At 60.4% G+C, this 13,866-nt stretch carries 10 protein-coding genes; 2 read left to right on the top strand and 8 right to left on the bottom strand.

The window, feature by feature from the left end:
- Nucleotides 1–52 precede the first annotated feature (52 nt).
- The 5 genes from FHX76_RS15070 to FHX76_RS15050 are packed head-to-tail and all read right to left on the bottom strand — an operon-like array spanning nucleotide 53 to nucleotide 6,778.
- Entirely contained in the window at nucleotides 53–2,452 is a 2,400-nt protein-coding gene (locus FHX76_RS15070) for a pyruvate dehydrogenase (RefSeq protein ID WP_167152121.1), read from the bottom strand.
- Between the two features lie 4 nt (nucleotides 2,453–2,456).
- Nucleotides 2,457–3,293 carry an ABC transporter permease subunit gene (locus FHX76_RS15065; protein WP_167152119.1) on the bottom strand — a complete coding sequence of 279 codons (837 nt, stop codon included), beginning with the start codon at nucleotides 3,291–3,293 and terminating at the stop codon, nucleotides 2,457–2,459.
- The gene (locus FHX76_RS15060) at nucleotides 3,290–4,228 is read right to left on the bottom strand and encodes a carbohydrate ABC transporter permease (RefSeq protein ID WP_167152117.1); all 939 of its coding nucleotides are present in this window, start codon (nucleotides 4,226–4,228) and stop codon (nucleotides 3,290–3,292) included. The genes FHX76_RS15065 and FHX76_RS15060 overlap by 4 nt, the downstream gene beginning before the upstream one ends.
- Nucleotides 4,213–5,514, bottom strand: coding sequence for an ABC transporter substrate-binding protein (locus FHX76_RS15055; protein ID WP_167152115.1), 1,302 nt, complete (start codon nucleotides 5,512–5,514; stop codon nucleotides 4,213–4,215). The genes FHX76_RS15060 and FHX76_RS15055 overlap by 16 nt, the downstream gene beginning before the upstream one ends.
- A gap of 31 nt (nucleotides 5,515–5,545) precedes the next feature.
- Complete coding sequence (locus FHX76_RS15050) at nucleotides 5,546–6,778, bottom strand: aminotransferase class V-fold PLP-dependent enzyme (RefSeq protein WP_167152113.1); 1,233 nt, start codon at nucleotides 6,776–6,778, stop codon at nucleotides 5,546–5,548.
- A 232-nt stretch (nucleotides 6,779–7,010) separates the two neighbouring features.
- Here FHX76_RS15050 and FHX76_RS15045 point away from each other — a divergent pair, with 232 nt between their 5' ends.
- Complete coding sequence (locus tag FHX76_RS15045; protein WP_167152111.1) at nucleotides 7,011–7,760, top strand: FadR/GntR family transcriptional regulator; 750 nt, start codon at nucleotides 7,011–7,013, stop codon at nucleotides 7,758–7,760.
- Between the two features lie 38 nt (nucleotides 7,761–7,798).
- Here the strand turns inward: FHX76_RS15045 and FHX76_RS15040 are convergent, their stop codons facing one another.
- Complete coding sequence (locus tag FHX76_RS15040; protein ID WP_167152109.1) at nucleotides 7,799–9,520, bottom strand: phosphohexomutase domain-containing protein; 1,722 nt, start codon at nucleotides 9,518–9,520, stop codon at nucleotides 7,799–7,801.
- An 11-nt stretch (nucleotides 9,521–9,531) separates the two neighbouring features.
- Nucleotides 9,532–10,380 (bottom strand): purine-nucleoside phosphorylase, encoded by an 849-nt coding sequence (locus FHX76_RS15035; RefSeq protein WP_167152107.1) that lies wholly within the window; start codon nucleotides 10,378–10,380, stop codon nucleotides 9,532–9,534.
- Between the two features lie 180 nt (nucleotides 10,381–10,560).
- Between FHX76_RS15035 and FHX76_RS15030 the strand changes: the two genes are divergently transcribed.
- Nucleotides 10,561–11,997, top strand: a complete 1,437-nt coding sequence (locus FHX76_RS15030; protein ID WP_167152106.1) for an NAD(P)H-quinone dehydrogenase — start codon at nucleotides 10,561–10,563, stop codon at nucleotides 11,995–11,997.
- A gap of 117 nt (nucleotides 11,998–12,114) precedes the next feature.
- Here FHX76_RS15030 and FHX76_RS15025 read toward each other — a convergent pair whose 3' ends face one another.
- Nucleotides 12,115–13,749, bottom strand: a complete 1,635-nt coding sequence (locus tag FHX76_RS15025; protein WP_167152104.1) for a PucR family transcriptional regulator — start codon at nucleotides 13,747–13,749, stop codon at nucleotides 12,115–12,117.
- Between the last annotated feature and the right edge of the window lie 117 nt (nucleotides 13,750–13,866).

The raw sequence follows: 13,866 nt of genomic DNA, 5'->3' as shown, positions 1-13,866 counted from the left end.
CGCGAAGATACGCCCAACCGGCAAACTTACGCCGAAACGCATATGAGCGGACCTAGGTGAGGGAAAGCGCCGCCCGTGTAATGGCAGAGGCATCGATGCCGTGATGGGCGTAGACGCTCTCGAGGTCGCCTGACTGCCCAAAGCTGCGCACCCCGAGGTGCACACCTCGTGTGCGGTGAATGCCGCTCAGGAACGCGAGCGTGTGCGGGTGGCCGTCGAGTACCGTGACAAGGGGCGACTGGTCGTCGACGCCAAACACGGTGCGCAGCATCCACTCGCCTTCTGCCGTGTTGCCAGTTGACGACGCCGCATCCGGCTGCACGCCGCCACGGGCTTGTACCGCATCGAATACGAGCCCCGGGTTCGTGATGCACAGCACGTCACATGAAATGCCGAGGGCATCCAACCGTTCTGCCGCTTCAAGGGCCTCGGGAGTGACCGCCCCGACGACGGCGATGTTAACGTGGCGTTCGGCCCGAGCAACGGCTCGCCGAAGGGGATAGGCCCCAGCAATCACGAGCCTCCGTCGAAGTTCTCGTTGATCAGAATCGGACGGAAGCGCGGCCAACGCCTGGTCAATTGGACGAGTGGAGAGCCTGAGGTAGCTTGCCGTGCCCGATGGAGAACCGATGCGACGGATGCATTCGAGGAGCATCCACTCGAGATCGATCGCAAACGCAGGTTCGTAGCTCAACACTCCCGGTTGTTCGAGCCCAATGGATGGCGTGATGATTGACTGATGCGCGCCGCCTTCTGCGCTGAGCGTGACCCCGGATGGGGTGCCAACCAAGATCGATTGACCCCCGGCATACACCCCAAACGTCCACGGCTCGAGGGCTCGTGCGATGAACGGGTCGTAGAGCACGCCGATAGGGATGAGCGGATGGCCCCACCTGCTCCACGTGGCCCCGAGCTCGCCGAGGGCACCAACAAGGTTTACCTCGGCGATGCCAAGCTCCAGGTGCTGCCCGGCGCTGTGCTCACGCCAGTGCAGAATCGTTTCTGGGTCGTCGCTAAACCAGTCGTGCCGAGCCGACGGCGACCAGACACCAACTTTGTTGACCCAGCCTCCGAGGTTGGTGCTTGAGCTCACATCTGGGCTGACGGTCACGATGCTGCTGGCGATTTCTGGGGCGCGGCGGCTGAGGTCCATGAGGGTGCGTCCGAGCGCAGCCTGCGTGGTTGCGATACCCGTTGGCGACCAGCCAAGATCGAGTGGCGGAGCAAAGCCGGGTGAGGCAACAGCCTCGTGTCGTCGGAGCCGTCTCGCCGCCGCTGCACATGCCGCTGCGCAGCCATCCTCGTCTGGCCCGGCCAATCGAGGAGCGGTGGGGTCTGCGTCCCGAAATGAGGGGAACGGATCATCGCCAATGTTGCAGCGTTCGCGAAGCTCGGCAAGCTGGGTCTCGCTAATGAGGGCTGAGTGGTTCTGAGGGTGGCCTTCGCTTGCGAGCCCCCATCCCTTCAGCGTGTAGGCAAAAAGCGCGGTTGGCCTGTGGTCATCAATCGTGGCAAAGGAGTCGCGGAGGGTGTTGATGTCATGGCCACCAAGGTCCCTCAGCGCCGCCAGGAGCTCAGCTGCGGTGAGCTCAGTCAGCGTGCGATCGAGAAACGCAGCGAGGTCATCCCTGTTGCTTGCCTGCCCGCCGGCAAGCAACCGATCAACAACCTCTTCTGCTGGGCTGCGCAGAAGTCGCTGGTACTCGGCGTTTGGCATCGTATCGATTCGGTTGCGGAGCGACTCCCCACCTTTCCGCTCGAATAAGGAGGTGAGAGTGCGCCCGTACTTTGCCTCGATGACCTGCCAACCGGCGGCTGCAAACATCGCCTGCAAACGAGAGGTGTTGGTATCAGGGACAACCCGGTCGAGCGATTGACGATTAAAATCGATGATCCACACCACCTCACCGAGTTCTGAGACGGTGCGTTCCCCAATTGCCTCCCACACGGCGCCTTCGTCGAGCTCTGCGTCTCCGACCAGCGAGTATTGGCGGCCGGTTCCTGGGCTTGAGCCGTGATCCGCGACGTAGCGACGGGCGATTGCTCCCCAGATCGGGGCGGTGGCCCCGATGCCAACTGACCCCGTTGAATAGTCGACCGGGTCTGGATCTTTGCTTCGACTCGGGTAACTTTGGAGACCCCCAAACGATCTGAGGGTGGTGAGGGCCTCGCGGTCGAGCGAACCGAGGAGATAGTTCAGCGCATGGAGCACAGGAGAGGCATGCGGCTTCACCGAGACGCGGTCATCTGCCGAGAGCTGCTCTAGCCAGAGCTCCGTCATGATGCTCACGATTGAGGCACTGGATGCTTGGTGCCCGCCGACCTTGACGCCTCCCGGATTCGGCCGGTGCTTATTCGCATGGTCGATCATTGCGGTGGAGAGCCAGAGCACCCGCCTTGCGATGGCCTCGATCGTTGCCTCGGTGACGGGGCGAACCTGGATATCAGTCATTGGGTTATCCCTTTACTGCCCCTGCGGTGAGGCCTTGGACGATGTAGCGACTTGCAAACGCAAAGAGCACCATGGTTGGCACAATGGTGAGGACCGCGGCGGCGGACATCGAGCTCCAGTCAATATTGAAGCTTGAGATGAAGCCGTTGAGGGCGGTTGGGATCGTTTTGTTCTCGTCTCGGTTCATGAGCGTGACGGAGAGAAACAGCTCGTTCCAGCAATTCACGAAGTTGAAGATGAACGCGGCTACGATGCCGGGCTTCATCACCGGCACAAGGACCCTGAACAGCGCGCCGAGGCGGGACAATCCATCAATCATTGCGGCCTCTTCGAGGGCGTCTGGCACGTTGGCAAAGAATCCCCTGAGCATAACCGTGCTGAAAGGGATGCAAACCGCGATGTAGATGAGCATGAGCCCGATCTTGTTATCAACGAGACCAAGGTTCACCATCAGCAGGTAGAGCGGGCCGAGCGCGATAAAGGCTGGAATCATTTGGGTGGCGAGGAACGCCATAAGGATCGCGCCTTTTGAGCGGAAGCTGAAGCGGGCGAGCACATACGCGGAGAGCATCGCAATGAGGGTCGAAACGGAGGCAGCGACCGTAGAGACCAGGATGCTGTTGCCGAGATAGACCCCAAAATCTGCTTTGGCGAAGAGCTCAACGTAATTATCGATCGAAAAGGTCGTAGGCCAGTACGTCAGCGGATAGCTGAAGATTGCCCCTGCCTCTTTGAACGAAGTGATGACGATCCAGTAGAGCGGGAAGAGCGTGATGACGAGCCAAAGTCCGAGGAACACAAACTTGATGGTTCTCGCGGTGGCAGATTCGTGGTTGATCACGATTGAACCTCCTTCTTCTCACGCATGGCTAAGAGGTAGAACGCAGCAAACACAAACAGCACGCCGATGACGAGGAGCCCGATTGCTGACGCCTGGCCGTAGTCGCCCCGCTGCGTTGTGGTAACCATCCACGTGGTAAAGATCTGCGTCTGGTTTGCAGGGCCACCACCCGTCATTGCATAGATGATGTCAGGGAAGTTAAAGATCCAGATCACCCGAAGCAAGACGGTGAGCGCGAGTGTTGTTCGAATGGTTGGGATGGTGATGCTGAACAGCATGCGCGGCTTGCTTGACCCATCGAGCGCGGCTGCTTCGTACATCTCGTCTGGAACCGATTGCAGTGCGGCAAGGATCATGATCGTGAAGAACGTCACGCCATACCAGACGTTGGCAACGATGACGGCGACCATTGCGGTGCTCGGATCTGCGAGCCACGGTATCGGTTGATCAATGAGCCCAACTTTGCTGAGCAGATCGTTGATGACGCCAAATTCGCTGTTGAACATCCAACGGAACAGGATGCCGATCAGGAATCCTGAGATGGCCCACGGAAAGAAGATGAGTGCCTGGTAGAGGCCCCTAAACCTGAACTTGCGTCGCAGCCAGAGGGCGATGGCAAACCCGATCAGAAACTGGGGCACGATTGAGGCAACGACCCAGACGATGGAGTTGCTGAGGATCGTGCCAAAGTCTGGGTTTTCAAAGATTGCCTGGAAATTCTTGAAGCCAACCCAGGACGTATCGGTGAGGTTGTTCAGGTTCCAGTTGCGAAATGCCATTTGGCTGCCCGAGATCATCGGGTAGTAAATGAATAACCCAACAAAGACCGCGGCTGGAGCGAGGAAGGCCGCGATGGTCCAGCCGTGCCTACCTGAGAAAACCCGCCGGCGGGGCGACGCGCTGTCGCCCCGCCTCAGGGCTACTTCGTTGCCCATTTTTCGGTCCAGTACTGGTCCCAGCTTGCAAGCATCTCTGCTTCGGTCATCTTGCCGATGAGGACCTGCTGGATCTCGGTATCTGCCTTTTGTGCCCATTCGGTCCACCAGGAAACCGTGCGTGGCTGAGTGACCGGAATGTAGACATCCGGGTGTTCCGTCATGTACAGGTAGCTCTCCCACGCGCCAACTTTGTAGAACTCGTCGTCGGCGGCTGACTTCAGGATCGGGACGAGGCTGTTCTCTTTTGCGAAGGTAATGGGGGCATCACCCTCGGAGAGAAACTTGATGAGTTTGAGTGATTCTTCCGGGTGCTTTGTTGCCTTGGCGATGCCCCATCCGCCGCTTGAGACCGGCTGGGCTGCCTTCCCGCTTGCGCCAACAAGCAGGGGAGCCGTGCTCCATTGTTCTTCGGTGAGCGAGCTTGACTGCTGGATCGCGGCAATAACCTCTGGGTCTTGCAGGAGGAACGCGGTCGAGCCGTTCGAGAATCCCTCAACCATCTCTGGGTAGCCCCAGGCAACTGACGAGGGAGGGGAAGCCTTCTTGAATATCTCGAAATACGTCTTGACCGCAGCAGCCGCTTCCGGGGTAGAGAAGACCGTGCCGCCGCCAGTGAGCTCAAACGCGTTGTCGACATTGATCTTGTCCGCCGCATAACTCGTAATGATCGCCACAACGTTTGAGTTGGCGTTTGAACCACCGCGGAAAGCGTAGCCAAAACGATTCTTTTCAGGGTCTTGGATCGCGCTTGCCTGCTCAAGCAGGTCATCCCACGACGTTGGGGCAGCGTCAAAGCCGGCCTCCTCTACGAGGTCTGTTCGATAGAACAGGCTCAGTCCATAGAAACCGTAGGGGATACTGTAGGTTTTTCCGTCTTCTGCATAGGTGGTCTGGCTGATCGCGTTGTCGGTCAGGTCGTCCCATCCACTCCACCCCTGCAGGTCGTCGGTCATGTCATAGAGCCAACCATTGGTTGAGAACGGCCCAACGGTGATATCGCGAACCTCGAGGACGTCGATCCCCGTCCCCGATTGCAGCATCTGTTGGATCTTCTGATCTGCCTGGTCAGTTGGGGGAGAGACCAATTCGACTGTGATTCCTGGGTTCTCCGCTTCAAAATCATCAAGTAGCCCGCGGATGACGTCGGTGCGTGCCGGGTTGGTGAGGCTCTCAACCATCTGCAGTTTGACCGTTCCGTTGTCTGGCTCACCTCCTGCGCACGCGGTGAGCGCGAGTGCTGCGGTGAGGGCAATGCCTGCGATGCCGAACTTCGTTGTTCTCATGGGGGTCCTCTCGGTAGTGCGGTGAAGGGGGTTAGCGGGTTTGGGTTGTTGCCCACCGAACGAGCGTTGGCACGATTCGCTCGGCGAAGAATTCGTAATCAGACGGTGTGTTGTACGCGTGGGCTGACAGCCGCAGATATCCGGTTCCGTGAAACGCGGTACAGGCTGCCTCTACACGAAGTTCGGACGCGATGCGGTTCCGAAGAGCGTTTGCGGAATCGACATCGGTTGCGAGTCCGTCGGGGAGTCGCACGAGGCGCATAGCCCCGCTAGCCATCCCGACGGTGACTGAGCTGTCGACCTGTGTTGCATCCGAAAGCGCTTCAGCGATGATCTGTTCCCCGTATGCGGCCAACGCGTTGCTGTATGACCTGACCTGCTGCCATCCCCACTCATCGTGAATCGTGTTGTAGCTCAGGTGTGCGGCGAGGTATGCGGTCTGGTCGAGCGTGCCTTGGTGGTCAAATCGGTGCGGGTAGGAGAGCCCGGTTCCCCAGGAATCAATGAGCGGAAAGAGGTTTGGTGTAGCCTCGCCTCGTGCAATGAGGACCGCAGCGCCTCGTGGGGAACAACTAAACTTATGAAGGTTTCCAATCCAGAAATCGCAGTCAATACCGGCTGACGGATGGTCAACAAGGCCTGGCGCGTGGGCACCATCAACAAGCACTGCTATTCCGTTTTCGCGCGCGAACCTGCTGATTTCGGCCACCGGCAGGTAGCGTGCCGTTGCCGATGTGATGTGGTCAAGCACGATGAGCTGTGTATTCGCGTCGACGGCCGCCAGGATCGCGTCAACGCTCTCAACCGCATTCGCCTCGAGGGGGATGCGCGCTTCCCTCACCTGGGTTGAACTGCGACCTGCGAGTCGTTCGGCGCCCATCGTGACGGCGCCGTATCCGTGATCGGTGACCACAATATTGCCGCCAGGCCTGAGCGTGAGGCTCTGATACACGGTGCTCGCGCCTGCCGTGGCATTGGGCACAAATGCAAGCGTTTCGGGGTTGACACCAAGCTGGACAGCGATGTGAGTGCGGGCTTGCGCGATTCGTTCGTGAAGCTGCGAGAACCAGATGACGGGATTGGCTTCCATCTCGTGACGGAGCTGTGCCTGCGCCAGAAGGACCTCGCGAGGAACCGCACCAAAGGACCCGTGATTGAGGTGGAGAACTCGTGGGTCGAGCGACCAAGCCGCGGCAGCAGGTCGGCCGTCTCTCAGCCGGAGCTCTGAGGGGGCTGCGGCGGTCTTTGGGGCGGGTGAACTCAACAGATCGAACCTTTCGTGGAGCACATCTGCTCTGATGCGCTGCACGCCAGTATAGTAAAGAGATTGGACAAATCAAGATAAATCTCAGATAAAATAATGCACGTACGCAATATTCTGATTATGTTGTCCAATCACTTTGTTATTTTTTCGTGACCGGGGTAGAAAATCATGGGGTATGGTGATTCATAGGTGTGAGCCCTTCGCCTGTCACCATGAGACCTTCTGGAGTGCAATGTCCGCCGTTGATACCGCCTTTCACGGACTACGAAACATGATTGCCGACGGCCGCATTTCGGCTGGAAGCAAACTGCCAACCGAGACCGATCTCTCCGCCGAGCTCGGCGTCGCCCGTGGTTCGGTTCGCGAGGCGGTCAGGATGCTCGGGGCACTTGGTCTCGTCGAGACGCGACACGGCTCAGGCACCTATGTTTCGGCCCTCAGGGCGGAAGACATCATGCGTGGGCTCTCGCTGAGCATCGACCTGCTCCCGTTTGACGGCCTGATCGAGCTCTACGAAATGCGCAAGGTTATTGAATCGCACGCGACCTCGCTCGCTTGCGCGCGCCTCAGCGACGAGCAACTTGGCGACCTTTCTCAGATCGTTGAGCGGATGGAATCAACCGAGGATTCTGCCGAGAGTGCACGACTTGACCACGTCTTTCACCGCACCATCGTTGACGCCTGCGGCAATCCAGCGCTTGGAGCATTCCTCGAAGTCTTCGCAGCTCGGTCACGGATGTACCAAATCTTCGTGCTCCCTGAAGGCCACGAGATCATGCGCGAGAGTAACGGGAGCCACAAGAGCATCCTGAACGCGCTGCTCGCACGCGACCCGGTCGCAGCGGCCTCCGCCGCATTTGCCCACGTCGCCCAAACAGAAAACTGGCTGCGGCAGTATCGCCCCGTTATCACCGAAGATCCCGTGCGCGACGCGAGCCACCCTACTCAGCATCCAGCAGGGCCACACCGGTCACAGCCGTGATCGGGTGTGGGCGTCAGAACTGCCCGCAGCGTGACGCGTTACGAAACGAGTTCGCGCATGCCCTGTTCGAGCGCGGCGAGCGTCGCATCGCACGACGCCTTTCGCTCTTCGGCGGACCCGCTGAGGCACTGTGCGTCGATGTAGACCTTGAGCTTTGGCTCGGTCCCGCTCGGACGAACCATCACGCGCGAGCCGTCGGCAAGAACTATCCGGAGCACGTCGCTGGCCGGCAGGTCTGCAGAACCGCTGGCGAGGTCTTCGACCAACGCGACGGGAATGCCTCCGATAGTCGTTGGGGGCGTTGCCCGTAGCTTTGCCATGACTGACCCGATGATGGAAAGATCGGTGACTCGAAGCGATACCTGAGCCGAACCGTACTGTCCAAATCGCTGGGTGAGCTGGCGGAGGAGATCTTCGACGCTCACGCCCTTTGCATGGAATTCCTGCGCCATGTCGAGGAACATGACTGCAGCGGAGATGCCGTCTTTGTCTCGCACGGTTCCAGGGTTTACGAGGTAGCCAAGGGCCTCCTCAAAGCCGAAGACTAGGCCGGGAACTCGTGAAACCCACTTGAAACCCGTGAGCGTCTCACGGAAGCCGAGGCCGTAGGCGTCTGCGATGGCCTTCAACCCTGGGGACGACACAATTGTGCAGGCAAGCGTTCCTCCAGTATTGCCAGCCTTTGCGTTTTGTTCTGCCGCTCGCCAGCCGAGCAACAGCCCAACCTCGTTGCCCGTAAGACGACGAAATCCTTCGCTTCTGGATGCGTCGGGAATCGCGATCGCGAGGCGGTCGGCATCCGGGTCGTTGGCCACGATCAAGTCTGCCGCAACCGTTCGGGCGAGGGCGAAGGAGAGGTCCATCGCTCCCGGCTCTTCTGGGTTCGGAAACGCGACGGTCGGAAAGTCTGGATCTGGCTCTTGCTGCTCGGCGACGCTGTTGGGAACCGGGAGCCCCGCGCGGTGGAACACTCGCGCGGCGGTCTGCCAGCCAACACCGTGCATCGCCGTATACACAACGTTGAGCCCACCGGGAAGCGGATCGAGCCCCGCTCGCTGGCCGAGCTTGCTTGTTGCCGTTGAGTACGAATCAGCGACTGCCGCCGTGGCAATCTCGTAGTCGTCCGAGCGAGGAAGCATCGCGATTGAGCCAGCCGCAGCGACCCGGTCAATGTGTGCTGCGATTGCCGAATCGATCGGGGCGGTGATCTGGGCGCCCTCGCTCTCGCCGCCTAGGTATACCTTGTAGCCGTTGTCGAGCGGAGGGTTGTGGCTTGCGGTCACCATGACACCTGCAGAGACGCTGAGGTGGCGAACGGCGTACGCGAGCACTGGCGTCGGAAGAGCGCTTGGCAGTAGCACGGCGCGCACGCCAGCCCCCGCCATGAGCTCCGCCGTGTCCCTCGCAAAAATATCGGAATTTTTGCGACCGTCGTAGCCGATCACGATGCTCGGCTCAGAACCACTGACTGTTTCGAGTAAGTAGTTGGCAAATCCGGCCGCGGCCTGAGCCACGAGCACTCGGTTCATTCGGGAGCTGCCTGGCCCAAGCGCGCCACGAAGCCCAGCAGTGCCAAAGGCGAGGCGGGTGTCAAAGCGGTCGTGGAGCTCAGCTACAGCATCCTGATCGTTGTCCGTTGCCCGCGCGAGCAGCTCGTCGAGCTGGGCGCGAGTTTCGGCATCCGGATCTTGATCGCGCCACTCGGTGGCGGCCGTCACAACGGCAAGGTCAAGCGAACTGAGGCTGGGCTGTACGGTCACGTGTTGCCTTTCTAGAGCTGTGCCACAACGCGGGCAAGCAAGGAGCTGATGACGGGTTCAGCGAGTTTACCCGACTCGATGACTTCTTCATGGCTCAGGGGGGTGTCTTGGATGCCTGCCGCGAGGTTGGTGATGAGCGAGAGGCCGAGCACCTCCATGCCTGCCTGGCGGGCGGCGATTGCCTCGAGCGTTGTTGACATTCCAACGATGTGTCCGCCGATGGTCTTTGCCATCTGCACTTCGGCGGGTGTCTCATAGTGCGGCCCGCGGAATTGCACGTAGACGCCCTCGTCAAGGCTCGGGTCAACCGTTTTAGCGATCGAGCGGAGCCTCAACGAGTACAGGTCGGTGAGGTCGACAAAGGTCGCGCCCTCAAGGGGCGAATCGGCCGTGAGATTGATGTGGTCGCTGATGAGGACGGGCTGGCCAGGCGCCCACGATGGCCGGATGCCCCCAGCGCCGTTGGTCAGCACCATGACGGAGGCTCCTGTTGCTGCGGCGGTGCGGACGCTGTGCACGACTCTTCGGACGCCGTGGCCCTCGTAGTAGTGGGTGCGGGCTCCGATGATGAGCGCGTGCTTGCCGTTTGGCAGGCGAACCGAACGGATCGTGCCAACGTGGCCCTCAAGCGCCGGTTTGCTAAAGCCGATCACGCTGGTGGCTGGCACGGTCGCAACGGTTTCGCCGAGGAGATCGGCTGCTTTTGCCCATCCGCTGCCAAGCGTCAGCGCGATGTCGTGCCGCTCAACTCCGGTGAGTTCGGCGATCTGCTGCGCGGCCTGCTGTGCAATTGCAAAGGGGTCTGCACCCTGCGCGTCGAGGGAGTGGGCTTCGGTTGTGTGCTGGGCATCCGTCGTCATAAAACAACACTACCGCCTGGCTCCTGTGTTCCTCGTCCGCGTTCCTCCCTGCCCTCTCGCGGGGTGCGTTCTTGCTCGTGGGGCGCGAAAATCTGCACCCCACGAGCGGATTCGCACCCCACGAGCTGGGAACACGGGAGGCGGTTTGGCTGTGACTCTCCGACCAGCGAGAATAGTCGTATGTCGTATGAGTTTGAACGTAAACACCGGGTCGCTGTTCTTGGGGGAGGCCCCGGTGGTTATGAGGCGGCGCTTGCCGGCGCCCAGCTTGGCGCTGAGGTAACCCTCATCGAGCGCGCTGGTGTTGGTGGTTCGGCCGTCATTACCGACGTTGTGCCGTCAAAGAGCCTCATCGCAACCGCCGAAGCGACAACTGCCGTTCGCGAAGCACACCAGCTTGGTGTGCAGTTCTACTCAAAGACCGATGGCGATAAGCCCGTCAGGCCCGAAGTTGCCGTCAACCTCGCTGCCGTGAATAAGCGACTGTTGTCGCTCGCAAGAGAGCAATCCGAAGACATGCGGACCACGCTCGAGGATGCCGGAGTTCGTATCGTGAACGGTGACGGCCGCCTCGACGGTCGTAACGCCATTATTGTGTCAACGGCACAGGGCGAAGAAGGAACCGATTTTGACCGTGTTGAAGCTGACACCATTGTGGTCTCGGTCGGCGCGAGCCCGCGCGAACTTGACTCGGCTCAGCCAGACGGCGAACGCATCCTCACCTGGACCCAGCTGTATAACCTCAAGACGATTCCTGAACACCTCATCGTTGTCGGCTCCGGTGTCACCGGGGCCGAATTTGCGTCGGCATATCGGGCGCTCGGTGCCAAAGTGACGCTCATCTCAAGCCGTGACCAGGTGCTTCCCGGTGAGGACGCCGATGCCGCTGGTGTCATTGAGCGCGTGTTTAAGCGCAACGGTATGACGGTTCTGAATAAGTCACGTGCCGACACGGTCGTTCGCGAGGGCGATCACGTCGTCGTCACGCTGTCCGACGGGCGCACGGTTGAGGGCAGCCACTGTCTGATGGCCGTTGGCTCGATCCCAAACACCGCTGGTATCGGCCTTCGAGGTGCTGGCGTGCAGCTGACAGAAAGCGGCCACATCCGGGTCAACCGTGTAGCCCGCACCAACATCCCCTCGATTTATGCCGCTGGCGACTGCACCAACTTTATGCCGCTCGCTTCGGTCGCCTCAATGCAGGGCCGAAACGCCATTTTCCACGCGCTCGGCGATGCCGTTACGCCGATCGAGCTTCGGAACGTCGCGGCAAACATCTTCACGCAGCCGCAGATTGCAACGGTTGGTTACTCGCAGAAGCAGGTCGAGGAAGGCATCCGCCGTGCCGAGATCTACAAGCTGCCGCTCAAGGTGAACCCACGCGCCAAGATGATGGGCATCAAGGACGGATTTGTGAAGCTCATCGCGAGCCGCGGGTCCGGCACTGTCATTGGGGGAGTCATCGTCGCACCAAACGCGAGCGAGCTCATCTTTCCCCTCGCCCTCGCCGTCGAGCACGGGCTCACCGTCGACCAGGTTGCCAGGGCATTTACTGTTTACCCGTCGCTCACCGGCTCGATTTCTGACGCTGCGCGCGCGATGCACATCGTAAACTAACCGCCTTTGCAGCGCAGATATGACGCAAGAGTTCCTTCCCGCCGTTGGGAAGGAACTCTTGCGTCACATCTGTGCTTCCCAGTACTGGGTAGGTGACGAAGCTGAGGATGTTGGGGCCTAGCCGGCCTCGTCATCCGCCCGCCGCGACGCGGTGATGGTGAGCGCCACGAGCACGTCGGCGCGCACAAGCGCGTTGCCAAGGTCTCGCCCGAGCAGGTCGGCCGCGGTCGCAATGTGTCGCCGAACCGTATTGCGGTGGAGTCCAAGCTCGCGCGCGGTCTGATCCCACGCTCCGTTGCTGAGTAACCACGAGTGCAGGCTGCGCTGAACCTCATCGGCCTGGGAGCCCAGCGCGGCGAGCGGATGAAGTGTCTCCTGCGCAAAGCGAGACGAGAGCCCCGGCGGAACGACGGTTGTGAGCGTTCTGAGGTCTTCGCCTGACTGAACGCTCCTGCCGAGTTCGCGCACGCGGGTGATGAGCAGCTCTGCATCCCTCATCGCGTGATGGAGATCGTTTGGTGGCTGCTCTTCGCTAATGCTCAGAAGCCAGCCCCGCTCCTCGCACGCCCCAATGACCGACGGTGACGGAGGAGTCGCAACGATTGCCCTGAGCTGTTCGCCCCTGTGGTCAACAAACGGGGTGTTCATGAGTCGGCGCCACCACATCACATCGGCGGCGTGGGCAGGTTCCCCCGTTGCCGAAATCGCGATGACCGCGTGCCCCGATTGGCGGCGGCCGGTGCCAAGCGATCGCATCACGAGTCGAGAAAAACGGTCGGCTTCGCGGCGGCTGCGGGCCGGAGGTGTTTCGTCGATGAGCAGCAGCATCATGAGTTGATCGAGTGCGTTTGACTGCGACCGGGGGAGGGCGAGTACCAGTTGGAGCAGGTCGGCAGCGAGCATGAGTGCCGTGCGATCGTCGCTTGTGATGCGCGGCGCTTTGACGAGGAGCAGTTCTGTTGTTGTCGCGGCCCTCGCATTGGGCGGGCGGATGCTGAGCGCCGTCACCTCGTAGTGTTGCTCGGCACCTGCCACAACGCCAAAGGCCTGCGCCTGGGAGTCGCGGGTATCATGGGCTGGGGTTTCGAGCTGTCGTGAGAACTGTTCAACGAGCGACTCCGCCTCGATGCCCTGTGCTGGTGGCCCGATCTGAAACAGGTCATCGCCGATGCGCAGGATGAGCCACGATTCGGTCATCGCGGCAAGCGCGGAGACAAGCTGCCGGTCTGGATGCGGGAGCAGCGCCGCCTTGGTGAGCCGCCTCGCCATTGTGCTGACAAGCTGGAGGCCGCGAACACGCGTGCTCTCAAGCTCTTTGGCGACGTGGTTTGTAACCTGCACAAATCGGACTTCTGGCGCTATCTCAAGAAGCGGAAGACCTCGGTCTCTGCACGCAGCAATCAGGAGCTGCGGTACGGCGCTGTAGACGGGTTCAAGTCCGAAGCCGAGGGCGGTGATTCCTGCCTCAAGGAGGCGATCGATATACGCGCCAATCCGGTCGGCGTCGGTCGGGAGCCCGAGGCCGGTGATGAGCAGTAACTCAAAACCGTTGAGGTAGACGCGAGGGTCTTCAAGCTCGATCACGGCGGTTGTTGCGATCGGCAGTTCTCGTGTGAGATCACGTTCTTCTAGCGGGCTGAGGAGCGTAATCCTGAGATCTTGGGCGTCAAGCAGGCGGCCAAGGCGGATGCTGGAACGCTCATCATCGTGGGATTGTGCGAGTCGTTTGGCAACGTAACGGGGAGCGTCCATGAGATAAATCATCCCATGCTCAGAAATTATTGGGATGTTTTTCCAGATACTTTGGTCCCTTACTTGGTTTACGGTTGCTGAATATTGATCAAACTGCCGGCCCGATCGGCGGCACAC

Origin of the sequence: Lysinibacter cavernae (genome assembly GCF_011758565.1) — a bacterium.
Lineage (GTDB): Bacteria > Actinomycetota > Actinomycetes > Actinomycetales > Microbacteriaceae > Lysinibacter > Lysinibacter cavernae.
Note: the sequence above shows the minus strand (reverse complement) of the source record. Positions and strands in the feature narration are given on the sequence as shown.